Source organism: Arenimonas caeni (assembly GCF_003024235.1).
GTDB classification, from domain to species: Bacteria; Pseudomonadota; Gammaproteobacteria; order Xanthomonadales; family Xanthomonadaceae; genus Arenimonas; species Arenimonas caeni.
Genome location: NZ_KZ679099.1, coordinates 39395 through 64590 on the forward strand (window position 1 = coordinate 39395; position 25196 = coordinate 64590).

At 71.7% G+C, this 25196-nt stretch carries 20 protein-coding genes; 11 read left to right on the forward strand and 9 right to left on the reverse strand.

Annotation, left to right across the window (positions count from 1 at the left end; genetic code table 11):
• The first annotated feature begins 2 nt into the window (after window positions 1-2).
• The 4 genes from purD (at window position 3) to C6N40_RS12430 (ending at window position 4220) form a co-directional block, all read left to right on the forward strand.
• Window positions 3-1280, forward strand: coding sequence for a phosphoribosylamine--glycine ligase (gene purD, locus C6N40_RS12415; protein ID WP_106991350.1), 1278 nt, complete (start codon window positions 3-5; stop codon window positions 1278-1280).
• Between the two features lie 93 nt (window positions 1281-1373).
• On the forward strand, window positions 1374-2252 hold the full coding sequence (locus tag C6N40_RS12420; protein WP_162782218.1) for a putative Ig domain-containing protein: 879 nt from the start codon (window positions 1374-1376) through the stop codon (window positions 2250-2252).
• Between the two features lie 66 nt (window positions 2253-2318).
• Window positions 2319-3923, forward strand: coding sequence for a flavin monoamine oxidase family protein (locus C6N40_RS12425; RefSeq protein WP_106991352.1), 1605 nt, complete (start codon window positions 2319-2321; stop codon window positions 3921-3923).
• Window positions 3924-3929: 6 nt separating this feature from the next.
• Window positions 3930-4220 carry a DUF6916 family protein gene (locus C6N40_RS12430; RefSeq protein ID WP_106991369.1) on the forward strand — a complete coding sequence of 97 codons (291 nt, stop codon included), beginning with the start codon at window positions 3930-3932 and terminating at the stop codon, window positions 4218-4220.
• Here C6N40_RS12430 and C6N40_RS12435 read toward each other — a convergent pair.
• The 4 genes from C6N40_RS12435 to C6N40_RS12450 are packed head-to-tail and all read right to left on the reverse strand — an operon-like array spanning window position 4213 to window position 6421.
• Window positions 4213-4758: a GNAT family N-acetyltransferase gene (locus C6N40_RS12435; protein ID WP_106991353.1), complete on the reverse strand. Its 546-nt coding sequence runs from the start codon at window positions 4756-4758 to the stop codon at window positions 4213-4215. The two genes, C6N40_RS12430 and C6N40_RS12435, sit on opposite strands and share 8 nt — an antisense overlap.
• Window positions 4759-4762: 4 nt before the next feature.
• On the reverse strand, window positions 4763-5305 hold the full coding sequence (locus tag C6N40_RS12440; protein ID WP_106991354.1) for a phage tail protein: 543 nt from the start codon (window positions 5303-5305) through the stop codon (window positions 4763-4765).
• A gap of 27 nt (window positions 5306-5332) precedes the next feature.
• Entirely contained in the window at window positions 5333-5869 is a 537-nt protein-coding gene (locus C6N40_RS12445; protein ID WP_106991355.1) for a phage tail protein, read from the reverse strand.
• Window positions 5870-5887: 18 nt separating this feature from the next.
• On the reverse strand, window positions 5888-6421 hold the full coding sequence (locus tag C6N40_RS12450; RefSeq protein ID WP_106991356.1) for a phage tail protein: 534 nt from the start codon (window positions 6419-6421) through the stop codon (window positions 5888-5890).
• Window positions 6422-6689: 268 nt separating this feature from the next.
• On the opposite strand from C6N40_RS12450, the gene C6N40_RS12455 reads away from it, so the two are divergent.
• The 4 genes from C6N40_RS12455 (at window position 6690) to C6N40_RS12470 (ending at window position 16152) form a co-directional block, all read left to right on the forward strand.
• Window positions 6690-13073, forward strand: coding sequence for a putative Ig domain-containing protein (locus C6N40_RS12455; RefSeq protein WP_162782219.1), 6384 nt, complete (start codon window positions 6690-6692; stop codon window positions 13071-13073).
• A gap of 154 nt (window positions 13074-13227) precedes the next feature.
• Entirely contained in the window at window positions 13228-15144 is a 1917-nt protein-coding gene (locus C6N40_RS12460; protein WP_106991358.1) for an MFS transporter, read from the forward strand.
• Window positions 15145-15257: 113 nt separating this feature from the next.
• Window positions 15258-15719, forward strand: coding sequence for a CD225/dispanin family protein (locus tag C6N40_RS12465; RefSeq protein WP_106991359.1), 462 nt, complete (start codon window positions 15258-15260; stop codon window positions 15717-15719).
• Between the two features lie 13 nt (window positions 15720-15732).
• The gene (locus tag C6N40_RS12470) at window positions 15733-16152 is read left to right on the forward strand and encodes a DUF2752 domain-containing protein (protein ID WP_240183524.1); all 420 of its coding nucleotides are present in this window, start codon (window positions 15733-15735) and stop codon (window positions 16150-16152) included.
• A gap of 106 nt (window positions 16153-16258) precedes the next feature.
• On the opposite strand, the gene C6N40_RS12475 is transcribed toward C6N40_RS12470, so the two are convergent.
• The 5 genes from C6N40_RS12475 to C6N40_RS12495 are packed head-to-tail and all read right to left on the reverse strand — an operon-like array spanning window position 16259 to window position 19664.
• The gene (locus tag C6N40_RS12475; RefSeq protein WP_106991360.1) at window positions 16259-17140 is read right to left on the reverse strand and encodes a hypothetical protein; all 882 of its coding nucleotides are present in this window, start codon (window positions 17138-17140) and stop codon (window positions 16259-16261) included.
• A 9-nt stretch (window positions 17141-17149) separates the two neighbouring features.
• Window positions 17150-18067 (reverse strand): NAD(+) diphosphatase, encoded by a 918-nt coding sequence (nudC, locus tag C6N40_RS12480; protein ID WP_106991361.1) that lies wholly within the window; start codon window positions 18065-18067, stop codon window positions 17150-17152.
• A 10-nt stretch (window positions 18068-18077) separates the two neighbouring features.
• On the reverse strand, window positions 18078-18437 hold the full coding sequence (erpA, locus tag C6N40_RS12485) for an iron-sulfur cluster insertion protein ErpA (RefSeq protein ID WP_106991362.1): 360 nt from the start codon (window positions 18435-18437) through the stop codon (window positions 18078-18080).
• A 31-nt stretch (window positions 18438-18468) separates the two neighbouring features.
• Window positions 18469-18933: a bactofilin family protein gene (locus tag C6N40_RS12490; RefSeq protein WP_106991363.1), complete on the reverse strand. Its 465-nt coding sequence runs from the start codon at window positions 18931-18933 to the stop codon at window positions 18469-18471.
• A 2-nt stretch (window positions 18934-18935) separates the two neighbouring features.
• Window positions 18936-19664: a DUF6776 family protein gene (locus C6N40_RS12495; protein ID WP_106991364.1), complete on the reverse strand. Its 729-nt coding sequence runs from the start codon at window positions 19662-19664 to the stop codon at window positions 18936-18938.
• Window positions 19665-19795: 131 nt separating this feature from the next.
• Here C6N40_RS12495 and C6N40_RS12500 point away from each other — a divergent pair, with 131 nt between their 5' ends.
• From C6N40_RS12500 to C6N40_RS12510, 3 genes are all read left to right on the forward strand, one after another.
• On the forward strand, window positions 19796-20383 hold the full coding sequence (locus C6N40_RS12500) for a DUF4126 domain-containing protein (protein ID WP_106991365.1): 588 nt from the start codon (window positions 19796-19798) through the stop codon (window positions 20381-20383).
• Between the two features lie 118 nt (window positions 20384-20501).
• Window positions 20502-23192 (forward strand): EAL domain-containing protein, encoded by a 2691-nt coding sequence (locus C6N40_RS12505; protein WP_106991366.1) that lies wholly within the window; start codon window positions 20502-20504, stop codon window positions 23190-23192.
• 1 nt (window position 23193) lies between these two features.
• A partial coding sequence (locus C6N40_RS12510; protein WP_240183525.1) for an ATP-binding protein occupies window positions 23194-25196 on the forward strand: 2003 nt, incomplete at its 3' end.

Below are 25196 nucleotides of genomic sequence, written 5' to 3' on the forward strand. Positions count from 1 at the left end.
GCATGAAAGTCCTGGTGATTGGTTCCGGCGGCCGCGAGCACGCCCTGGCCTGGAAGCTGGCGCAGTCGCCGCGGGTGGAGGAAGTGCTGGTGGCACCGGGCAATGCCGGCACCGCCACCGAGCCCCGGTGCCGCAACGTGGACGTGCGCGCCACCGACATCGACGGCCTGCTCAACCTGGCCGAAACCGAGGGCGTGGGCCTGACCGTGGTCGGCCCCGAGGCGCCGCTGGTGCTGGGCGTGGTCGACCGCTTCCGCGAGGCCGGCCAGCCCATCTTCGGCCCCACCGCCGAAGCGGCGCAGCTCGAAGGCAGCAAGGCCTACGCCAAGGATTTCCTGGCGCGCCACCGCATCCCCACCGGCTTCTACGCGGTATTCGAGGACGCCTCGCTCGCCATCCAGCACGTGCGCGACCACGGCGCGCCCATCGTCATCAAGGCCGACGGCCTGGCGGCGGGCAAGGGCGTGGTGGTGGCGATGACCGTGGAGGAGGCCGAGGCGGCCATCCTCGACATGCTCGAAGGCAACGCCTTCGGCGACGCCGGCGCGCGCGTGGTGGTCGAGGAGTTCCTCGAGGGCGAGGAGGCCAGCTTCATCTCGATGGTCGACGGCCACGCGGCCCTGCCGATGGCCACCAGCCAGGACCACAAGCGCGTGGGCGACGGCGACACCGGCCCCAACACCGGCGGCATGGGCGCGTATTCGCCGGCGCCGGTGGTCACGCCCGAGGTGCACGCGCGCATCATGCGCGAGGTCGTCGAACCCACCGTGCGCGGCATGGCCGAGGACGGCGTGCCCTTCACCGGCTTCCTGTACGCGGGCCTGATGATCGACGCCAGCGGCGCGCCCAAGGTGATCGAGTTCAACGTGCGCTTCGGCGACCCGGAGACCCAGCCGGTGATGCTGCGCCTGCGCAGCGACCTGCTCGACCTGGTCGAAGCCGCGATCGCCGGCCGTCTGGCCGAGACGAAGGCGGACTGGGACCCGCGCCCGAGCCTGGGCGTGGTGATGGCCGCGGAAAACTACCCGGGCACGCCGCGCACCGGCGACGTCATCGCCGGCCTGGCCGCCGACCCGGGCCCGGATGCCAAGGTGTTCCACGCCGGCACGGCGATGAAGAACGGCCAGGTCGTCACCACCGGCGGCCGCGTGCTCTGCGCCTGCGCCCTGGGCAACGACATCGCCGAAGCCCAGCGCCGCGCCTACGCCGCCGCCGACAACATCCACTTCGACGGCTGCTTCTACCGCACCGACATCGGCTGGCGCGCCCTGCAAAGATAAAGAAAGGGGGTCAGGTTCACTTCCGGCTCCGCCGGAAGTGAACCTGACCCCCTTTCTGGAAGTGAACCTGACCCTGTTTCTTGGAGATTGGAGATGATGAGGATCGTGGTTGGTTGGGGGCTGATGGCGGCGGCGGGCCTGGCGGGGGCGGTGGACCAGCCGTCGACGTATCCGGGCTGCGCGGCGCGCGAGCTGCGGGTCGAGTGGGGTGGCGCGGCGGTGGTGGACCTGTCGGGCTGCCAGTCGTTCGGGCTCGGCGCGGTGGCGACGGCGCCGGCGCACGGCAGCGCCCTGCCCGAGGGCGACCCGGCCACGGGCTATGTCTATACGCACGGCGGCGTGTCGCCGCAGGGCGGCGGCAGCGACCGCTTCGTGGTGCTCGACGACAACAGCGACCGCATCAGCATCCGCGTGTCCATCGCCGCGCCTGCAAGCGCGCTGGCCCTGGGGCCCGAGACCCTGCCGCCGCTGCGTGCCGGCGCCGCGATGCGGCTGCGGCTCGAGGCCAGCGGCGGCAGCGCGCCTTACCGCATCGAAGTGATCGACGGCGGCTGGCCCGCCGGCCTTGTGATGGACGCCGACGGCGTGGTGTCGGGCACGCCGATCGCGCGCGGCCCCTTCCGCGCCACCCTGCGCGTGACCGATGCCGACGGCGCCACGGCCGAGCGCAGCTTCAGCGGCGAGTCCGCGCCGGCCCGTATCGCGCTCGTGCCCGCCCGCGCCACGGCCACCGCCGGCCAGCCCTTCCGCCAGGCCCTGCACGGCCGCGGCGGCGTGCCGCCCTACCGGTTCGCGCTCGAACCGGGCGGCCAGCCGCCGCCCGGCATCACCCTCGGCGAGGACGGCGTGCTGCAGGGCCTGACCGCCGCGCCCCGCGGCGACTACCCGCTGCGAATACGCGTCACCGATGCCTCGACGGGCGCCGGCGAGCACTTCGTCACGGCCGATTTCACCCTCCGCGTCCGGCCCTGAGCCGACGCTTGCTGCGGCCCGTCGCGGGGTTGATACTGGCCCCACCAGACAGGGGTGGGGGACTCCATGAGCCGCAGTGACATGATGGCGCGCCTGCGCCAGTTGGCGCGCCTTGCCGCGCAGCAGGGCCAAGAGGGCGACGACGTCGCCACGCCGGGCAACGAAAGCCGCCGCCGCTTCACCAAGGGCGTGATCGCCGCCACCACCGGCGCCGCCGCGTGGTCGCTGTCGCCGGCCGCGTTCGCGGCGCTCGGCACCGCCGGCCGCATCCGCCAGGTCAACACCCGCACGCAGGTGGCCGTGGTCGGCGCCGGACTCGCCGGCCTGGCCTGCGCCAACGAACTGGCGCGACTGGGCCTGCAGGCCAGCGTGTTCGAAGCCGGCGAGCGCGTCGGCGGCCGCTGCGCCAGCCTGCGCGGCGTGTTCCCGGGCCAGGTGGTCGAGCGCGGCGCCGAGTTCATCGGCGGCTCGCACCTGGTGATGCAGGGTTATGCCCGCGCACTGGGCCTGGAGCTCGAGGACGCCAGCCGCCTGCCCGGCGACACCTACTTCCAGTTCAGCGGCAACCGCTACAGCCAGGCCCAGGTGGCGCGCGAGTACCGCGAGTTCGCCCAGTCCATCCAGGGCGACCTGGCCCGGATCGGCGCGCCCACGGCCGACCAGTTCAACGCCGGCGAGCAGGCGCTCGACCTGCTGAGCATCGACGAATACCTCGACCAGCGCGGCGCCGGCCGCCTGCTGCGGCAGTTCGTCTCCAGCGCCTACCTCGCCGAGTACGGCGCCAGCATCCACGAGCTGAGCGCGCTGGGCTTCCTGCGCTTCGTGCACGGCAACCCGCGCAGCAAGCTCGCGCCCTTCGGCGGCGACGAGGGTGCGCGCCTGCGCGTCGTCGGCGGCAACGACCAGATCGCCACCGGCCTGGCCGGCCAGCTGCCCGTGCCGGTCGATTTCGGCCATCGCCTGGTGTCGGTGCGCCGGCTCGCCAGCGGCAAGGTTCGCCTGGTGTTCGACGTGGCCGGCACCACCGTGCAGCGCGACTACCACGCCGCCGTGCTGGCCCTGCCCTTCAGCGTGCTGCGCGACGTCGAGATGCACGCCAGCCTGGCGATGCCGTCCTGGAAGAGCCTGGCCATCAACGCCAGCGCGATGGGCAACCACGGCCGCATCACCGTCGGCTTCGATTCGCCGGTCTGGTACGCCCGCCACGGCCTGAGCGGCACCGGCTACACCGACCTGCAGCGCGTGCAGGCCACCTGGGAAGCCCATGCGGGCAACGCGGGCAGCGATGCCGCGGTGCTGGCCGCCCACGTCGGCGGCGACGCCGCGCTGGCCCTGGGCCAGCAGGGCGTGCAGGCCGATGCCTCGGCCTTCCTCGCCCAGCTCGAGCAGGTGATGCCCGGCGCCACCGCCGCGGCCAGCCGCGATGCCGCCGGCAACCTGCGCGCCCATGTCGAGAGCTGGTCGCACAACCCGCTGGCCAAGGGCTCGTACACCTGCACCCGTCCGGGCTACTTCACCACGATGGCGCACAACGAGGCCAAGCCGCTGGGCAACTTGCTTTTCGCCGGCGACCACACCTCCAGCGTCTACGAGTGGCAGGGCTTCATGGAGGGCGCGGCGCTGTCGGGCCTGCGTGCGGCCGCGGAAGTGCATGCCATGGCCCGGGTTTGATCGATGCTGGAACTGCTTCGGCTGGACCACTTCGCGGGCTGCCTCAACCAGAGCTTCCGGGCGGCCCTCAACGACGGCGACATCGAGTTCGTGCTGGTGGAGGCGCAGCCTCTGCCGGCAAGCATGCCGGGTGCCGCCCGCGACCCGTTCTCGCTGGTGTTCCGCAACGGCTCGCCCCTGCTCTTCCCGCAGCAGATCTACCGCATGAGCCACGAGCGCATCGGCGCCTTCGACATTTTCCTGGTGCCGATCGCCCGCGACCGCGAGGGCTTCCTCTACCAGGCGGTGTTCAACTGAGCGACGGGCGCCAGGCCAGGCGCTCGTGGCTGTCGGTGCCGCCCTCCGGCACGAACCCCAGCCTCAGGTAGAGCCGGCGCGCCCCCGGGTTGTCGCGGCGCACGTGCAGGAACACCCCGCAACCCGAGGCCGCCGCAGCGGCCTGGGTGTGCGCCAGCAGCGCGCCGCCCACGCCCTGCCCGCGCAGCGCCTCGCGCAGGCTGATGTCCACCACCAGGTGGTCGGGGGCCGAACGCTGCAGGTAAAGCCGCCCCACCACTTCGCCCGCGCGCTCGAGCACCAGGAAATCGGCGTCGCCGTAGTGCTGCAGGTAGTGGCGGTGCTGCAGGTCGAACTGCTGGTCCAGGAAGGCCTGCCGCAATCCCGGCGGCCAGGGCACCTGCGCCAGTTCGTCGGCGCGGCTGTCGGCGTACACGCGGCGAAGGCCCGGCAGGTCGGCCGTCGTGGCCGGGCGCAGCCGCAGCCCCAGCGCCGCAAGCGCGGGCGGCGTGGCCGGCCCGGCGCCGGTGGCCACCGGGAACGGCGGCAGCGCGCTCATGCGCTCAGGGGAAGGACGGGTAGAGGCCCTGCAGCGCGATGCAGAAGTTGATGCCCAGGTAAGGCTGCTGGTTCTGGTGCGGCTGCCCGCCACCCTGCCAGGGCGAGAGCATGTTCGGCGCGAACTGGGTGTTCACCGGCCCGTTGGGAATGAAGTTGGTGACCGACGTGTTCGACGCCACCGACAGCGAGCTGTTGGGTGCAGGACTGTGCGAGCGCTTGCTGGTGTCGTTCTGCGAGTACAGCACCATGCCGTGGCCGTGCTGCGGGATCTGGTTGCTGGTCAGGGTCACGGTGTTGGCGCCGAAGGCCTCGCCCAGCGTGCGTGGCGACAGCCCGGGCCCGTTGCCCTGCTGGCAGGCCGCGCGCCCGGCCAGGTTGGGCAGCTGGAAGGTGGTCTGGCCATTGCCGCCGTAGATGGTGCCGATGAGCGAGAACAGCGCGGTGTTCTGCGCGATCGACAGCGTCGCGCCGTTGGCGTAGGCCCAGCCGCGCGGATTGAAGTTGAATCCAAAGAGCTGGATTTCGCCGATATAGGGTTCGGTCATTGCTGCGTGCTCCGGTGTGCCGTGCCGTCAGGCCTGGGACGGGAAGATGCCCTGGGTGGCGATGCAGAACTGGACCGTCAGGGTCGGCATGCAGTTCTCGTGCGGCTGGCTGCCACCGGCAAGCCCCACCGATTGCGGCGAAAGCGTGAAGGCCCGGCCGCCGGTGGTGTCGGTGACGTACATGGTCTGGTCGCTCACCGCGCCCGGCAGCACCGTGTTGCCGGGCGTGCCGGTGGTGGCCGCGGCCGTGGTGGCCACCGCCGTGTGCGTGTGCGCGGGCATCTGGGTGGGCAGCACGGTCACCGTCTCGGTGCCGGCGCGCTGGCCGATGACGTAGTTGCTCAGGCCCGGGCCCTGGCCCTGGTGGATCGGCACGCGGCCGCGCAGGTCGGGCACGGCGAAGGTGGTCTGGCCGTCGCCGCCGTAGGTGGTGCCGATCAGGGCGAACAGGGCGTCGAACTGCGAAATCGGCAGCAGGCTGCCGTCGCAGGCCTGCCAGCCGTTCGGGGCACCGCGGGTGCCGAAGCCGAACATCCGGATTTCACCGATGTAGGGAGTGCTCATGGGTTGGCTCCGGTCCGGTCAGTTGCGCGAAGGGAAGATGCCGCTGATCGCGATGCAGAAATTGATCACGCTGTAGGGCTGCAGGTTCGGATGCGGCTGGTTGCCGCCGCTGGGCGCGATGGTGTCCGAACGCAGTGGCACCAGGGCCCCGTTGGACGGACCCAGCAGCGGAGCCACCGTTGTGGAAGCAAACGTGGCATTGCCGGGGTTGCGCGCGGTGCCGGCCGTCGTGGAGGCGTTGGCCGTGTGCGCGTGCGCCGGAAGGTTGGTCGAGAGCAGGGTGACGTTCTCGACGCCCGAGGCCTGGCCGATCTGCACCGACGGCGGCTGCCAGCTCGGGTCGACCGAGGAGGCGTAGCCGATCGGCGTACGGCTGCGCAGGTCGGGCAGCGCGAAATTGGTGGTGCCGTTGCCGCCGTACTGGGTGCCCAGCAGCGAGAACAGGGCCTGGTTCTGGTTGATCGGCAGCAACTGGCCGTTGCACAGCGCCCAGAACTTCGGCGCGAAGTTGAAGCCGGTCATCATGACCTGGCCGATGAAAAACTCGCTCATTGTCCCTTCCCCCTGAAGGCCAGCGCGCCGGCTGGCCGCTGTCTGGCGACCCCCGTCGGCGAGGGCCCGGCGTCCACTTTGCCGCCCCGGCCGGGCCGGCACAAGGGCCGCGATGGAGGCGGCCATGCTGCAGCGAAGCATGACGGGGTTCTCTGGCGCCGTTCCCGGGCTTGGGCTACCTTGGCCGCTCGGGCCCGTCGGTCGCGTTGACCCCGGAGCCTGGCTGGCCAGCACCGCCTGGCCGACCATCCACAGGGGAGAATCCGAGATGTCCGAGGCACCCACCGCGCCGCGCCGCCGCGCCGACGCCGCACGCCACCGCATTGGCCTGCTGGCCGGCCTGCTGCTGATCGCCGGCCTGTTCTGGTCGTCGCTGGCGGCGGCTGCACCGTCCACCTACCCCGGTTGCGCCACGCGCAACGTCAACGTTGCCTGGGGTGGCTCGGTCTACGTGGATCTCTCCACCTGCCACGACTTCGGCCTCGGCGTGGTGTCAGTCGCGCCGGCCCACGGCAGCACCAGCGAAGTGGGCTCGCCGGTCAACGGCTACACCTACGTGCACAACGGATCCACCCCGCCCGGCGGCGGTACGGACACCTTCGTGGTGCTCGATGACTTCAGCGACGAGATCACCGTCACGGTGAACATCGCCGCGCCGACCTCGGCCATCATCGTCAGCCCGGCCAACCTGCCGGCCATGACCGCGGGCACGCCCTTTTCGCAGACGCTGACCTCCAGCGGCGGCACCGCACCCTACATCTACACGCTGCAGTCCGGCCCCCTGCCGGTGGGCCTGAGCCTGACCTCGGGCGGCGTGATCAGCGGCACGCCCACCCAGCGCGGCGGCTACGCCTTCACCGTGCGCGCCACCGACAGCACCACGCCGACGGCCCAGTTCGTCGACAAGGCCTACAACGGCACGGTCGCCTCGCCGACGCTTTCGATTTCGCCGGTGTCGGCCACCGCCGTGCAGAACGTGGCCTTCAGCCAGCAGCTGGTCGCCAGCGGCGGCGTCGCGCCGCACACCTACCAGCTCGAGACCGGCAGCTTCCCGGCCGGCATCAGCATCAGTTCCAGCGGCCTGGTCAGCGGCACCACGGCCGCGGCGCCGGGCAACTACCCGGTCAGCCTGCGCGTCACCGACGCCAGCACCGGCCCGGGTGTGTATTTCGAGCTCGAAAACTTCACGCTCACCGTGTCGCCGCCGCCGTCGGTGTCGATCGCGGTCTCGCCGGCCTCGGTCAGCGAGGACGGCGCCACCAACCTCACCTTCACCGTCACCCGCAGCCTCAACCTGAGCTCGCCGACGGTGGTCAACATCACCACCTCGGGCACCGCCACTTCGGGCGTCGACTACACCGGCGGCGTGGCCAACGTCACCATCCCGGCCGGCGCCACCACCGCCACCATCGTCATCGACCCGACGGTGGACGGCACGGTCGAGCTTGACGAGACGGTGACGCTCACCGTCGCCGCCGGCACCGGCTATACCGTCGGCGCGCCCGCCAGCGCCACCGGCACCATCCTCAACGACGACGTGCCGACCGCGACCATCTCGGTCTCCCCGGCGGCCGTGGCCGAGGACGGCGCGCCGAACCTGGTCTACACGGTCACCCTGAACCAGGCCAACCCGGGCGCGGCGACGACGGTGAACTACACCATCGGCGGCACCGCGACCAACGGCACCGACTACGCGACGATTGCCTCGCCGCTGGTCATCCCCGCCGGCAACACGACGGGCACGATCACCGTCAACCCGACCGCCGACGCCACCATCGAGGCCGACGAGACCGTCATCCTGACCCTCGCCGCCGGCGCCGGTTACACCGTGGGCGTGCCCAACAGCGCCACCGGCACCATCCTCAACGACGACCTGCCGAACCTGTCGATCAACGACGTCACCGCCAACGAGGGCAATGCCGGCACCACCAACTTCACCTTCACGGTGAGCCTGAGCGCCCCGGCGGGTCCGGGCGGCGTCACCTTCGACATCGCCACCGCCAACGGCACCGCCACGGCGGGCGTGGACTACGTCGCCAACAGCCTCACCGGCCAGACCATCCCGGCCGGCAGCAGCACCTACACCTTCACGGTGCAGGTCAACGGCGATACGCTCAACGAGCCCAGCGAGACCTTCTTCGTCAACGTCACCAATGTGGTCAACGCGGTGGTGACCGACGGCCAGGGCGTGGGCACCATCGTCAACGACGATCCGCTGCCGAGCCTGTCGATCAACGATGTCAGCGTGGTCGAGGGCAATGCCGGCACGGTCAACGCGGTGTTCACCGTGAGCCTGAGCGCCGCCAGCGGCCAGACGGTGTCGGTGAACTACGCCACGGCCGACGGTACGGCCACGCAGCCAGCCGACTACACCGCCACCAGCGGCACGCTGACCTTCCCCGCCGGCACCACCACCCAGACCATCTCCGTGCCGGTGATCGGCGAGACCATCCCCGAGGCCAACGAAATCTTCTTCGTGAACCTCAGCGGTGCGGTCAACGCCACCATCTCCGACAACCAAGGCGTCGGCACCATCACCAACGACGACGTGCCGGTGACGGTGTCGCCGGCCTCGCTGCCGGGCGGCACCGTGGCCGCGGCCTACAGCCAGACCGTCACCGCCAGCGGCGGCGTCGCGCCCTACTCGTTCGCCGTGACGGCGGGCAGCCTGCCTGCCGGCCTGACGCTCAGCCCGGGCGGCGTGCTCTCGGGCACGCCCACCGCGGGCGGCACCTTCAACTTCACCATCACCGCCAACGACTCGAGCCCGTTCCCGGGCCCGTTCAGCGGCAGCCAGGCGTACTCGGTGGTGATCGCGCCGCCGACGATCACCCTGCCGGCCACCGCGCTGGCGGGCGGCACGCTGGGCCAGGCCTACTCGGCCTCGATCACCGCGGCCAGCGGCGGCACGGCGCCCTACAGCTACGCCGTCACCGCCGGCGCGCTGCCGGGCGGCCTCACGCTCAACCCGTCGACGGGCGCCATCACCGGCACGCCGTCGGCGCTGGGCAGCTTCAACTTCAGCATCACCGCCACCGACTCGAGCACCGGCACCGGCCCGTACACCGCGACGCAGTCCTATGCGATCACGGTGATCGACGTCCCGCCGGTGGCCAACAATTCCTCGACCACCGTGGCCTACGGCTCGGGCGCCAACCCGGTCGCGCTGAACATCACCGGCGGCGCGCCGACCTCGCTGGCGATCACCTCGCCGGCGAGCAACGGCACCGCGACCGTCAGCGGCCTGACCATCACCTACCAGCCGAACGCCGGCTACGCGGGCCCGGACAGCTTCGTCTACACCGCCACCAACACCGGCGGCACCTCGGCGCCGGCGACGGTGTCGGTGACGGTGAACGACCCGATCATCACCATCACGCCCAGCGGTGGCTTCGCGGCCGCGGTGGCGTCGCCGTACACCCAGACCTTCACCTTCAACGGCGGCGCGCAGCCGTGGTCGGGCTACCAGGTCACCAACCTGCCGGCGGGCCTGTCGATCACCGGCACCACGGCCAACACGGTGACGATCTCGGGCACGCCGACCCAGGCGGGCACGTTCAACCTCAACGTCTCGGCCACCGACAGCAGCACCGGCAATGGCCCGTACAGCGTCGGCCAGAGCTTCGCGCTGACGGTGGCGGCGCCCACGCTGGCGATGACGCCGGCCCCGGGCACGCTCAACGCGCCCTACGGCGCCGCGTTCTCGCAGTCCTTCAGCGCCAGCGGCGGCATCGGTCCTTACAGCTACGCGCTCACCGGCGCGCTGCCGGCGGGCCTGTCCTTCAGCGGCAACACGCTGTCGGGCACGCCGACGGCGCCGGGCAGCTACCCGGTCACCGTGACGGCCACCGACACCGGCAGCACCGGCACCGGCGCGCCGTTCACCATCGCGCAGAACTACACCATCGACGTGCCGGCGCCGGTCATCGTGGTTGATCCGGCGACCCTGCCCGATCCGGTGGTCTCGACCGCCTACAACCAGGTGATCACGGCCAGCGGCGGCCTCGCGCCCTACAGCTTCGCGGTCACCGCCGGCGCGCTGCCCAGCGGCATTACGCTGGCCCCGGGCGGCACGCTGTCGGGCACCACGAATGAAGTGGGCACGTTCAACTTCACCGTGACGGCCACCGACAACTTCGGCCAGACCGGCAGCCGCGCCTACACGGTCACCGTGGCGGCGCCGACCCTGACGATGACGCCGGCCCCGGGCACGCTCAGCGCGCCCTACGGTGCGGCGTTCTCGCAGGTGTTCACCGCCGGCGGCGGCTCGGGCAGCTTCAGCTACGCGCTCACCGGCACGCTGCCGGCGGGCATGAGCTTCAGCGGCAACACGCTGTCGGGCACGCCGGTGGCGCCGGGCAGCTACCCGGTCACCGTGACGGCCACCGACACGATGCTCACCGGTGCCGGCGCGCCGTTCTCGATCGCGCAGAACTACACCATCGACGTGCCGGCCCCGACCATCGTGGTCGACCCGGCGACGCTGGCCAACGGCATCGCGGGCGAGGCCTACGCGGCCACGCTCACCGCCAACGGCGGCATCGGTCCGTACGGCTTCGCGGTCAGCGCCGGCGCCCTGCCGCCGGGCCTGACGCTTTCGACGGGCGGCGCGCTCTCGGGCACGCCGACCGCCAGCGGCAGCTTCGCCTTCACCGTCACGGCCACCGACGCCAACGGCCAGACCGGCAGCCGCGACTACACCCTGGTGACGGCGGTGCCGGTGCTTTCGGTCACCCCGGCCTCGCTGCCCTCGGGCATCGTCGGCGTGGCCTACAACCAGACGCTCGGCGCCACCGGCGGCAACGCGCCCTACAGCTTCGACGTCACCACCGGCGCACTGCCGGACGGCCTGACGCTGTCGCCGGCGGGTGCGCTGACCGGCACGCCGACGGTGCAGGGCAATTTCGACTTCACCGTGACGGCCACCGACAGCACCACCGGCACCGCGGGCACGGGTAGCCGGGCCTATACGCTGGAGATCGTGTACGCCCCGCCGGTGGCGGTGGACGACACGGCCACGGTGCTGGCCGGCGAAGCGGTGACGATCGCGGTCACCGCCAACGACACCAGCGTGGCGCCGATCACCAGCGTCGCCATCATCACGCCGCCCACGGAAGGCACGGCGGTGGTCTCGGGCCTGGACATCCTCTACACCGCGCCCGCCCTGGCCCCGCCGACCGTCAGCTTCACCTACGCGGCGACCGGTCCGGGCGGCACCTCGGCCCCGGCCACGGTGACGGTGACGGTCAACCCGCTGCCGATGCCGGTGGCGCAGTCGGTCACCACGCCGCCGGCCACGCCGGTGACGGTGGACATCACCGCCGGTGCGACCGGCGGGCCGTTCACCGCCGCCGACATCATCGCCATCTCCCCGGCCGGCTCGGGCACGGCCACCGTGGCCGCGGGCGGCAGCGGCTTCCTGCTCACCTTCACCCCGGACCCGGCCTTCGAGGGCCTGGCCACGGTGCAGTTCACGGTCAGCAACGCCTTCGCCACCTCGGCGGTGACCACGCTGCAGGTGACGGTCGAGCCGCGCCCGGATCCGTCGCTGGATCCGGAGGTCATGGGCCTGATCGACGGCCAGGCTGAATCCACCCGCCGCTTCGCGACCGGGCAGATCGCCAACTTCCAGCAGCGGCTCGAGCAGCTGCACCGCGGTGGTGGCGGCAGTCGCAACAACCTGTCGTTCGCGGCCGATCCGCGCTGCCTCGAGCCGCTGGTCGGGCGCACGCTCGACGGCTGCGCCGAGGACGACGCGACCGCCGCCAATGGCCTGCGCGACCCGTCGGCCAGCGCCTCGGCCAGCGCCGATGGCCAGGCCAGCCCCTGGGGCGCCTGGGTGGGCGGCATGATCCGCTCGGGTTCGCTCGACGGCCGCGCCGGTCGTCCGGAGCTGGACTTCGAGACCGACGGCATCAGCGCCGGCGTGGACTACCGCGTCAACGACGGCTTCGCGATCGGCGCGGGCTTCGGCTGGGGCCAGGACGAAGTGCTGGTGGGCCGCAACGGCAGCCGCATCGAGGGCGATGCCCGCACCCTGGCGCTGTATGCCAGCTGGCACCCGGGGCAGCGCATGTTCGTGGACGGCGTCGTGGGCGTGCAGGACCTGCGCTTCGACCTGCGCCGCTACCTGACGGGCGCGGGCGGCTTCGTCGGCGGCCGTCGCGACGGCGACCAGTGGTTCGCCTCGGTGACCGCCGGCTCGGAGATCGACCGCGGCGGCCTGCGCCTGGCGCCCTACCTGCGCTACGACATGGCCCGCGCCGAACTCGACGGCTACGTCGAGACCGGCCACCCGATCCTCGCGCTGGCCTATGCGCCGATGGACGTCGACACCAGCATCGGCACCCTGGGCCTGCGCCTGGATTGGCGCCGCGACGTGGCCTGGGGCAGCTTCACGCCGCAGCTGCGGCTGGAGTACCAGCAGGACTTCTCGGGCCGCACCACCGCCGGGATGGGCTATGCCGACCTGCCCGGCGGCCCGACCTACGGCGTGGCCGCCAGCCGCTTCGACCGCAACCGCTTCGTGGCCGGCCTGGGCGCGCTGTTCGACACCGACAGCGGCTGGAACTGGCGCCTCGAGTACCGCGGCCAGCTCGGCGGCGACAGTGAGGACCACGGCGTGCTGGTCAACGTCCAGAAGCAGTTCTGACGCCACCGCAAGGCAACACCCCGAAGGGGCCGGGCAACCGGCCCCTTCTTTTTCAAGAAAGGGGGTCAGGTTCACTTCCGGCCTTCGCCGGAAGTGAACCTGACCCCCTTTCTTGGTTAATGTTCCCTGTCCCCGGTTCGGGGGTGGAGGGGTAATGGCGCACAACCAGTTCGAGTTGTTGGGGCAGCGGCGGTTCCTGCCGTTTTTCCTGGTGCAGTCGCTCGGCGCGTTCAACGACAACGTGTACCGGCAGGCGATCATCGGGCTGCTGTTCTTCCTGGGCGTGTCGGTCGGGGAGCGCACGCTCTACACCAACCTGGCGCCGGCGCTGTTCATCCTTCCCTACTTCCTGTTCTCCGGCATCGCCGGCCAGATCGCCGAGAAGCTCGAGAAACAGCGGCTGATCCGCATCACCACAGCCATGGAGATCGGCATCATGTCGATCGCGGCCGTCGGCTTCCTGCTGGGCAACATGCCGCTGCTGCTGGTGGCGCTGTTCGGCACGGGCCTTCAGTCGACCCTGTTCGGGCCGGTGAAGTATTCGATCCTGCCCAGCGTGCTCAAGCCCGAGGAGCTGACCGGCGGCAACGGCCTGGTCGAGATGGGCACGTCGATGTCGATCCTGCTGGGCATGATCTTCGGCGGCCTGATCTTCGTGGTCGCCGGCGAGGCCGGGCCCGAGGCCGCGGCGGCGGCCATCGTGCTGCTGGCGATCACCGGCAACCTCATCAGCCGGCTGGTGCCGCGGGTCGAGGCCTCGGCGCCGGACCTGAAGATCAACTGGAACCCCTTCCCCGAGTCGCTCAAGGCCCTGCGCCTGGCCCGCAGGCAGCCGGCCGTGCGCAACGCCATCCTCGGCATCTCCTGGTTCTGGTTCGTCGGCACCGTGCTCACCGCGCAGCTGCCGGCCTATGCCGAGCTGTTCCTGGGCGGCGGCAACACGCTCTACCTGTTCTGCTTCGTGCTGTTCTCGGTGGGCACGGGCGTGGGCTCGCTGCTGTGCGAGAAGCTCAGCCGCCGCACCATCGAGATCGGCCTGGTGCCGCTGGGCGCGATCGGCATGACCGCCTTCTGCGCCGACCTCTACTTCGCCCAGCCCGGCCCGGCCCTGGCCAGCGGCCTGACCGTGCGCGAATTCGTGGCCGGCGGCAACTGGCGCATCATCGCCGACCTCACCGGCATCGGCCTGTTCGCCGGTCTGTTCATCGTGCCGCTGTTCGCCCTGGTGCAGAGCCGCACGCCGCGCGAGGAGCTCTCGCGCGTGATCGCCGGCGTCAACATCCAGAACGCCTTCTTCATCGTGCTGGCGGCGATGCTGGGCGTGCTGCTGCAGCGTGAGTCGCTGACCCTGGCCGGCACCACCCTGCCGCTGCCGGGCCTGTCGATCCCCGAGCTGTTCCTGGCGCTGGCGATCGCCAATGCCGCCGTGTCGGTCCTGATCTTCGGCCTGGTGCCGGAGTTCTTCCTGCGCTTCCTGGCCTGGATCTACGTCTCGCTGTTCTACCGCCTGCGCATCGCCGGCGTGGAGGACAACGTGCCTGACGAAGGCCCGGCCCTGCTGGTGTGCAACCACGTCAGCTACATGGATCCGCTGGTGATCAGCGCCGCCGTGCCGCGGCCGATCCGCTTCGTCATGTACTACAAGATCTTCCGCATCCCCGGCATGAACTGGGTGTTCCGCGCGCACCGCGCCATCCCCATCGCCGGCGCGAAGGAAGACCCGGAGGTGCTCGAGGCCGCGTTCGCCGAAGTGCAGGCGGCGCTGGCGGCGGGCGAGCTGGTGTGCATCTTCCCCGAGGGCGCGCTCACCAAGGACGGCGAGATCGCCCCCTTCAAGGGCGGCGTCGAGCGCATCCTCGCCGCCAACCCGGTGCCGGTGGTGCCGATGGCGCTGACCGGCCTGTGGGACAGCATGTGGAGCAAGCGCGACAGCCGCCTGGGCCGCCTGCGGGTGCCGCGCCGCCTGCGCGCGGCGGTGGGCCTGGTGGCGGATCCGCCGGTGCCGGGCGAGGCTGCCAACGCGGCCTCGCTGGAGGCGCGGGTGCGCGAATTGCGCGGCGACCTGCGCTGAAGCAGCGCAGTGCGCGGAATCGTGCGGTTTCAATTGACGCCCGTGCCCCGCGCGGCTAGCTTTCCCGGACGCGAGGCCGCCCTTGGCCATCGCGGCCATTTCCAGGGGAAGTCATGAATTGCACCAACTGTGGTCACCTGAACGTCGACGGCGCGACCGTCTGCGCCAGCTGCGGCGCCGCCCTCAGCGTCGCGCCGCCCTCGCCGCCTCCGGCCGCCGCGCCGGCCTACAGCGCGCCCGCCAGCGGTTCGGACGTGCTGCCGCCGCCGCCCAACCACATGGCCTGGGCGATCATCTCGACCGTCGTCGCCACCATCATCAGCATCCTGGCTTGCTGCTGCCTGCCGCTCGGCCTGGCCCCCGGCATCCCGGCGATCGTCTTCGCCAACAAGGTCAACACGCTGCTGGCGCAGGGTGATTACCAGGGCGCCAAGACGGCCTCCGACAACGCCAAGACCTGGAGCCTGGTCACCACGATCTTCGCCGCGGTGACCTTCGTGCTCTGGATCATCCTGATCATCCTGAACGTGATGGGCATCATCGCCGACGACTACCTGCAGAACATGGTGCGCTGAGGCCGGGGCACCGATGGATCGCAAGGTTCCGATCTCGAAGATGCACCTGTGGTGGTTGGCGCTGCTGGCGCCAACCACCGCGCTGGGCGTGTGGATGCTGCGGACCTTCGATCCCAATGCCGAAGGCAGCCCGTTCCTGGGCTGCATCTTCTACCAGGTGACGGGGCTGCTCTGCCCCGCCTGCGGCTCCACCCGCGCGATGCATGCGCTGGTTCACCTCGAGCTGGGCCGCGCGCTGTCCATGAACGCCCTGCTGCTCATCGGCGGCCCGATCGGCCTGCTGCTGGTGCTGCGCGCCCTGGGCCGCGGCCCGGCCAGGCTCGAGCCGGTGCTGGGGCGCATTTCCAGCCCCTGGCTGTGGGTGGCGATCGTGCTGGGCTACGGCGTGGTGCGGAACCTGCCCGGCTTCGAGTTCCTCGCCCCGCTCGCCTGAGAAAAGGGGACAGACGACTTGGGGTCGGAGGTAATTTCCGCTGCGCGGAAATTACCTCCGACCCCGCAGCCTGCGGGCAGCGGAAATTACCTCCGACCCCAGGTCGTCAGGTGGCCCAGCCCGCGAGTACCAGCAGGGCCAGCACGCCCAGCCACAGCAGCAGGATCCGCCAGACCAGGCTCATCGCATCGCGCAGCTCGAGCAGGGCCGGCGCCTGTGCGGGGCCGTCGACCGAATAGGCTTCTTCCTCGGCCAGCTCGCTGGCCACCGAGGCGCGCGCGGCGGCGCCGAGGAAACCATGGTCCAGGCGCAGGCCGCCGTCGGCGTGCCAGTCGCGCCAGGCGCCGACCACGCGGTCGAAATCGGCGGCCAGGGCCATCGCGAAGGTCATCAGCTGGGCCACCGGCCAGTCGAGCACCAGCAGCGCCGTGCGCGCCACGCCGCGCTGGCCGGCCGGCAGGCTGCGCCGGGCCTCGCCCTGCGCGCACAGCGACACCAGCCGGTAGCCGATGGCGCCGACCGCGCCCGCCACCAGGAACCAGAACAGCACGCCGAACCAGCGCCACAGCGCGCAGCGGAACACCGCCTCCACCAGGGCCGGGCCCTCGCAGGCCGGCTCGCCGCCGGTGGGGAACAGCGCGCGCGCCGCCTCGCAGCGCGCTTCGTTGCCGCGCGCCTCGATCACCGCCTCGACATCGAGGTCGAGGTCGCGCGGTCCCCAGGCGTAGAGCAGCGCCAGCAGCGTCAGGAAGAAGGCCGGCAAGCCGTAGAACAGGTCGTCGATGAAGAACTGCACCGCGCCCAGCACCAGCAGCGGCAGGCCGACGGCCAGCAGCAGGCCGACCTTGTTGGGCCAGTCGCCGCCGGTCTGGCGGGCCAGCCAGTTCAGCCAGCCGACGAACCAGTCGTAGCGCCGCAGCAGCGGCAGCGACGGGAACACGTGCCCCAGCAGCAGCGAAATGACGACGGCGATGAGGGCGGCGGACATGGCCCGATTCTAGCCCTGTTGGGCCAGCCATTCCTCAATCAGGGTCCGGGAGATCGACAGCCGCGGCGAGAGCTTGAGTTCGCCCGAAGCCACGCCCGCCTCGATGTCGGCCTTCGAGAACCAGCGCGCCTGTTCGAGCTCGTCGCTGACCCGCGGCTCCACCGGCTCGCCCTCGGCATGGAAGCCCACCATCAGCGAGCCCGGGAAGGGCCAGGGCTGGGAGGCCGCGTAGCGGGTCGAACGCACGGGCACCGCGGCTTCTTCCATCACCTCGCGGGCGATGGCCTGCTCGAGCGACTCCCCCGGCTCGACGAAGCCGGCCAGCACCGACCAGCGCCCGGCAGGCCAGCTGGCCTGCCGGCCCAGCAGCAGCCGCGTGCCGTCGCTGACCGCGACGATCACCGCCGGGTCGGTGCGCGGATAGTGTTCGAGCCCGCAGCCCTCGCAGCGGCCGCAATAGCCGGCGCGCGCAAGCCGCACCGGCTGGCCGCAGGCCCCGCAGAAGCGGTGGCGCTGCTGCCAGTAGACCAGGGCCCGGGCCTGCGCCAGGGCCGCGGCCGGCAGCGCCGGCCAGCTCGCGGCGGCCTCGCGCAGCCCCAGCCGCCCCGGCAGCTCTTCGGCCAGGGCCTCGTGCGGCAGCACGAACCAGGCGTCGTCGCCGTCCAGGCCCAGCAGGCTGGCCCCGGCCGGGCGGCTGGCGGACAGGCTGGCGCCGGGCAGCACCACGTCGCCGGGCAGGGCCTCGGCACCGGTGGCCGGGGCGGTTTCCCGCGGCGGGCGCGGGAAGCGGGCCAGGCCCTCGGCGTCGACCACCAGCACACGCGCGCCCGGCCAGCGGGCGTCGAGCCCGGCCGGGTCGTCACGAAGCAGTTCGGCGCGGTCCAGGCCCGGGCCGCGGAAGGCGAAGCCGGGCGGGACGGCGCTCACGGGGCGGCGCTCAGGCCGAGAAGCTGCTGCCGCAGCCGCAGGTGGTCTTGGCGTTGGGGTTGCGGATGACGAACTGGGCGCCCTGCAGGCTCTCCCGGTAGTCCACCTCGGCACCCATCAGGTACTGCAGGCTCAGCGGGTCGACCAGCAGGGTGACGCCGTCGCGCTCGAGCGCCAGGTCGTCCTCGGCCTGCTGCTCGTCGAACTCGAAACCGTACTGGAAGCCCGAACAGCCGCCGCCCGTGATGTACACGCGCAGCTTGAGCGAGGGATTGCCCTCTTCGGCGATCAGCGCGGACACCTTTTTGGCGGCCGCGGCGGTGAACTCGAGCGGGGCGTCGAGCTGCTGGTAGCTGGGGTGCATTTCCATGGCGCAAAGATGGGGCCTGCGGCCCCCGGGTTCAAGCTTCCGCGGCCTCCGCCCTGGCCTTGCCCCGGGCCGGGGCGGGCGCCGGCTCGCCGGCGGCCTGGTCGGGGCCGGTGAGCTGGGCCAGCGGCGCATCGGCGTGGATCAGCCGGCCGGTGATGGTGGCGCCGGCCGCCATCTCCACCACCTTGTAATGGATGTTGCCCTGCACGCGGGCGTTGGCGGCCAGTTCGACCCGCTCGCTGGCGTAGACGTCGCCCGTCATCTGGCCGCTGATCACCACCACCGGCGCACGCACCTCGCCCTCGATGCGGCCGTCCTCGGCAATGGTGAGCACGGCGGCCGAGCCGTCGTCGGCCAGGACCTTGCCGTGGATGGCACCCTCGACGTAGAGGCCGCCGGAAAAGCGGATGTCGCCGCGGATCACCGCGCGCGGGCCGACCAAGGTTTCCACGGCATTGCCGTGGCGGGGAGTCTTTTGCTTGCCGCTGCCGAACATCGTCATTCTCCTCGCGGATTGCGGGCCTGCCAGGGGAAGGCCTGGTCCACGGTACTTCCATCCGAGCGCAGCTGCACCCGGACGCGTTGGGGGGTGAAGCCCTCGGGCAGCATCACGCTGCCCTCGAGCTGCTGGAAATAGCGGAACGAAAACGCCTGGCCGGGTGCGCCGGGCTCCTGCTTGAGGTCTTCCCAGCCCAGGGTCCGCAGGCGACCCTCGCTGACGCCCTCCACCGACACCCGCGCTTCGCCCTTGCTGATCGCGCCGCGGTTGAGGTTCTGGGTAAGCGTGACGGTATAGCGCCAGGTGCCGGCGGCCTCCTGGGTGAACACGGCCTCGTGCACGCTCAGGCCCCGGCGCTGGCCGGTGGCGCCGACCAGGCGCTCGTAGAAGGCGACGTCGGCGCGCAGGGCCGAGACCTCTTCCTCGCGCTCGGCCAGGCTGGCCTGCAGTTCGGTGTTGGCGCTGCGGCTGATCTGGTCGCTGCGGCGCAGGGTGGCCACGTTCTGGCGCAGCTGGCGGGTCAGGGCCTCGGCCTCGGTGGCGCGCTTGCTGGTCAGCTCGAGCTCCTCGCGCAGCTTGGACATGCCGGGCGCCGCCCGTTCACTCGCTATCCACCAGGTCGCCACCAGGCTGGCGAGCCAGGCGGCCAGCACAACGCCCGCGAGCACCCGGGCATAGGGCCGGTGCGGGACGATGACGAAGCGATGGCGTTCGGGGGGCGAGCTCATTCCGGAGCGACAGTGACGTTCGGGACGCGCGCCGGGGCGCGCAACCGCCCAACTTAAGCGGGCGCGCTCCGCCAGCGTCAAGGCGGAGGGGCACTATACTGTGAACTGTGTCACGTTCCGGGAGCACGGCCATGACCGAAGCACACATCTTCGCCCTCGGGCTGGCCCTGGCCTGCCTGGCCGGCGTGCGCGCCTACCTCACCGTCTTCGGCGTCGGCATCGCCGGCCTGATGGGCTGGGTGGACCTGCCCCCGGCCCTGGCCGTCACCACCTCGCCCTGGGTGCTGGGCACCGCCGGCGCGCTGGTGGTGGTGGAGTTCAGCGCCGACAAGATCCCGGGCGTGGATTCGGGCTGGGACCTGCTACAGACCCTGGCGCGCATCCCCGCCGGCGCCTTCCTGGCCGCGGCCGCGCTTTCCGACGACGGCCAGCTCTCGACCGGCGCCCTGGTGATGGGCGGCGGCGCGGCCCTGGGCACGCATGCCCTCAAGTCCAGCACGCGGGCGGTGATCAACGCTTCGCCCGAACCGCTGTCGAACTGGGCCGCCTCGGTCAGCGAGGACGGCGTGGCGCTGGGTGCGCTGGCGCTGGTGTTCGCTTATCCGTGGCTGGCGCTCGTGCTGTTGCTGGGCGTGCTGGGCACCGGCGCGCTGGTGGTTTACTGGCTTGCGCGCTGGGTCTGGCGACGCACCGGCGGCGCGCGGCCGCGCACGGCCTGAGCCGCCGCACTGTCCTGGGCCCGGGTCGCCGAGCGTTTGCCCCCGAAGGCATGCACCGAACCGTCCTGACAGCCGCGGGCACCGGGGGCATAATCCAAGGCCAAACAGGGGCCACGCGATGAATCCGCACGACGAGTCACGACTCGCCGAACACCGACCTGCCTTCCTGCGCCACCTGCCCCGCCAGGTGGAGAAGATCGGCCGTCGCCTGCACCGCTTCCTGCAGGACGGCTGGGACATCAATGGCCTGGCCCTGCTGCACGAGGACGCCCTGCACCTGGGCAACGCCTGCAACCGGCACGGCCTGGACGAGGCCGGCGAAAACTTCCTGCGCCTGCACGCCCTGCTCGACGAAACCCTGCAGCAGCAGGCGCTGCCCGAACCAGAAACCGGCGAGCGCCTGTGGCACCTGCTCGAGGACATCGGCCAGGCCGTGCCGCGCCTGGCCGAGCCCACCCCGGAACTGGCCCCCACCCGCGCCGTGCGCCAGAGCGGCCGGGCCGAAACCCCGCCGGCCAACTACTGGCGCCGCTGGGGCCAGGACGCGCCCACCGCCGTGGCGACGCCCGTGGCCGAACCACCGCCGCCCGCGCCGGCGCCGGAACCGCGCAAGCCCAAGCCGCAGCCGGCTGCGGCGCCCGCACCCGCCGCGGCCAACCCGGCACCCGCGCCCCGTCCGCCCGCGCCTGCGCCGGCCACCGCACCCCAGTCGGCCCCGACGCCGGCCAAGGCCCCCGCCACGGCCGAGCTGGCCGCCGAGGTCATCAAGGGCACGCGCGTCTACCACCTCACCGAACACGGCCCGCTGTCGCTCGAGCTCGACCAGCGCATGGAGGCCGCCGGCTACGAAGTGGAGCTGCTCGAGAGCCCGGAGGAACTGGAAGAGCTGCTCGGCGCCCTGCCCGCGCGACTGGCCCTGGTGGACGCCGGCTTCTCCGCCCAGCTCGATGCCATCGGCGCCACCGTGCGCGCGGCGCGCGAGCGCAGCAACCAGCCGATCCAGCTGGTGGCGCTGAGCGAGGCCGACGACATCAACCTGCGCCTCAATGCCAGGCGCGCCGGCGTCGACCTGCTGCTGGTCGAACCCAATGCCAGCGAAGTGCTGCGCCGGCTGGCGCTGCTGCTCAGCCCTGGCGGCGGCGACCCGTTCCGCGTGCTGATCGTGGAGGACGACCGCAACCAGGCGCTGTTCGCCGAAGGCATCCTGCGCAACGCCGGCATGCAGACCGAAGTGGTGCTCGAGCCGCTGGACGTGCTCGAGGCCCTGCACCGCGTCAACCCCGACCTGGTCCTGATGGACCTGCACATGCCCAATGCCAACGGCATCGAGCTGACCGTGCTGATCCGCGACCAGGAACCGTTCCTGCACACGCCCATCGTGTTCCTCTCGGGCGAGTCCGACGCCGACCGCCAGTTCGAGACGCTCGAGGCCGGCGGCGACGACTTCATCGCCAAGCCGGTCCGGCCCAGGCACCTGATCGCCGCGGTGCAGAACCGCGTCACCCGCCACCGCGCCATGCAGGCGCTCAAGCAGCAGCGCCGCGGCGGCCGGCATCCGGAAACCGGGCTGCTGCACCGCACCGAGGTGCGCGAGCAGCTGGCGGCGGCGGTGGCGGCGGCCGGCGAACACAGCGCCGGCGGCGTGCTCTTCCTCGAAGTCGAAAGCGTGAACCTGCTGCGCGACCGCCTCGGCCTGACCGTGCTCGAGCAGCTGCTGGCCAGCGTCGGCAAGCTGCTGGGCGAACAGGCCGGCCAGCGCCCCACCACGCGCTTCGGCGACGGCAGCTTCCTGGTGTTCGACGACGGCACGGACGAAGCCGGCCTCGAGGCGTTCGCGGCGCAGCTGCGCGCGGCCCTGGTGCAGCACCCGTTCGACGTGCAGGGCCACCCGCTGCGCCTGCGCGTGTCGGTGGGCATCTGCAGCCTGCGCCACCGCTTCACCGACGACGCCGAGATGCTGGACGTGGCCGAGCGCATGGCGCGCGAGGCGCGCACCACCGAGAAGGGCATCAAGCGCTACCAGCCGGCCCAGCCCACCGAGGCGGCGCGCGAGGCGGCGCTGGTGAACGAGATCCGCGAGGCCATCGCCCGCAACAGCCTGGAGCTGCTGTTCCAGCCGGTGGTGGCCGTGGCCGGCGGCGACGAGTCGCAGTTCCAGGTGCTGCTGCGCCTGCGCGACGCGCACGGCAAGCTGCTGCCGGCGGCCGAAGTGGTGCCGCTGGCCGAACGCGGCGATTTCATCCTCGACATCGACCGTTGGGTGATGCAGGCCTCGCTGGCGCTCATCCGCAACCGCCGCGCCGAGGGCCGGCCGCTGCGCCTGTTCGTCACCCAGTCGGCGCTGACGCTGGCCGACCCGGGCCAGGCCACCTGGCTCAAGGCCGAGCTGGCCGCGCACGACGTGCCCGGCACCTCGCTGGTGGTGGAACTGCGCATGGAGGATGCCGCCATCCACGCCGGCACCATCCGCCCGTTCTGCGACGCGATGGTGGCCGACGGCCTGCAGTTCTGCCTGAGCCAGTTCGAAACCAGCCCCGACACCGACCGCCTGTTCGACGACCTGCCGCTGGGCTTCGTGAAGCTGGCCCGCAAGTACACCTCCACCGCGCTGAGCCCGAAGATGCGCGACGAGCTGAAGGTGCTGATCGACCGGGCCCACCGCCGCGGCCTGGAGGTGATCGGCCACGGCGTCGAGGACGCCCAGGCCGCCGCCACGCTGTGGATGAGCGGCATCGACTTCATCCAGGGCAACCTGGTGCAACAGGCCAACCGCGACATGGACTTCGACTTCCAGCAGGCGGTGCTCTGAGATGAAGCCCAACCCGAACGACGCCCTGATCGTGCGCTGGGTGGCGCTGGCCGGCGCCGCGGGCGCGGCCATCGCCGCCGCCATGAGCCACTTCAGCGACAACTGGCTCTGGCAGACCATCGCCCTGGCCGCGGCGCTGCTGGCCTTCGCCGGCGCGGCCGGCTTCTGGCGCGCCGTGCACATGCGCAACCGCGCGCTCGAACAGGCCACCCAGACCAGCGGCGAACAGACCCGCGAAGTGAACGCGCTGCAGGAGGAGCTGGCCCTGCACCGCCGGCTCGAACGCGAGCTCACCGAGGCCAAGCAGGCCGCCGAGTCGGCGATGATGGCCAAGGGCGAGTTCCTGGCCACGATGAGCCACGAGATCCGCACGCCGCTCAACGGCATCATCCCCATGCTCGACCTGCTGATGAGCAGCCGCCTGCAGCCCGACCAGCAGGACATCGTGCGCACCGCCTACACCTCGGCGCGGCAGATGCAGCGCATCGTCGACGACATCCTCGACTACTCCAAGCTCGAGGCGAACAAGGTCACGCTCGAGACCACCAGCTTCAACCTGCGCGAGCTGCTCGACTCGGTCATCCGCCTGATGGAGAAGCCCGCCGAGTCCAAGGGCCTGCGCCTGCACCTGCAGATGGACCCGGCGGTGCGCCTGGCCGTGCGCGGCGACCCGGTGCGCCTGCGCCAGGTGCTGACCAACCTGCTGAGCAACGCCGTGAAGTTCACCGAGCGCGGCTCGGTGACGCTGTCGGTGAGCCGGCGCGGCGAGAGCCGCAGCCAGCACGAGCTTCGCTTCGAGGTCTCCGACACCGGCATCGGCATCGCCAAGGACGCGCGCCTGTTCCGCGCCTTCAGCCAGGCCGATGCCAGCACCACGCGCCTGTACGGCGGCACCGGCCTGGGCCTGGTGATCTGCAAGCGCATCGTCGACCTGATGGGCGGCAGCATCGGCGTGGACTCCGAACCCGGCCGTGGCAGCACGTTCTGGTTCGAGGTGCCGCTGCTCAAGGCCGCCGGCGACATCCAGGGCCAGCGCACCGACCTCAACGGCGCGCGCGTGCTGCTGCTGAGCACCGACGCGGTGCTGCGCCAGCGCATCGGCCAGGCGGCGCCCGGCTGGGGCGCCACGCTCACCCAGACCGAAACCACCCAGGACGCGCTGACCAAGCTGCGCACCGCGCTGCAGCGTGGCGCCAGCTGGAGCTTCGACCTGCTGCTGGTTGATCTCAACAGCGTGCGCAGCACGGCGATCGCCCTGCACCGCAACGTGCGCCGCACCCCGGAGCTGGAGGATTTGCGCGTGGCCTACCTGCATGGCGAGGAAACCGTCCCCGCCGAACTCACCCAGGGCCCGCACGTGCTGCTGCCGCGCGCCATCGGTGGCGGCGAGCTGCGCAATGCGCTCACCGGCTTCCTCTCGGCCGGGCCGGCGCCGCAGCACGGCGAGCCGACCGAGCCCGAGCCGCTGCCCGAGCGCGTGCTGGTGGCCGCCGACGGCAGCAATGCCGACGAGCTGCAGAAGGGCCGCCTGCGCGGCCGGCTGCTGCTGGTGGAAGACAACCCCGTGAACCTGATGGTGGCCCAGCGCCTGGTGGGCCTGCTGGGCCTGAGCTGCGAAACTGCCGAGAACGGCGAGAAGGCGCTCGAGCGCATGGTGCAGGGCAACCTGGACGTGGTGCTGATGGACTGCCAGATGCCGGTGAAGGACGGTTACACCGCCACCCGCGAATGGCGCCAGCACGAGCTGGCCAACAACCTGCCGCGCCTGCCGGTGATCGCCATGACCGCCAACGCCATGGCCGGCGACCGCCAGAAGTGCCTGGACGCGGGCATGGACGACTATCTTTCCAAGCCGGTGGATCGCCGCCTGCTGGAAGCGACGCTGGCGCGCTGGCTGCAGCACCGGCCGGTGGCGGCCCCTGCCGCTGCGCCTGCCCAGGCTCCGGCGCCCGCGCCGGCACCTGCCGCGGCTCCGGCGCCTGCGGTTGCGCCGGCGGCACGGCC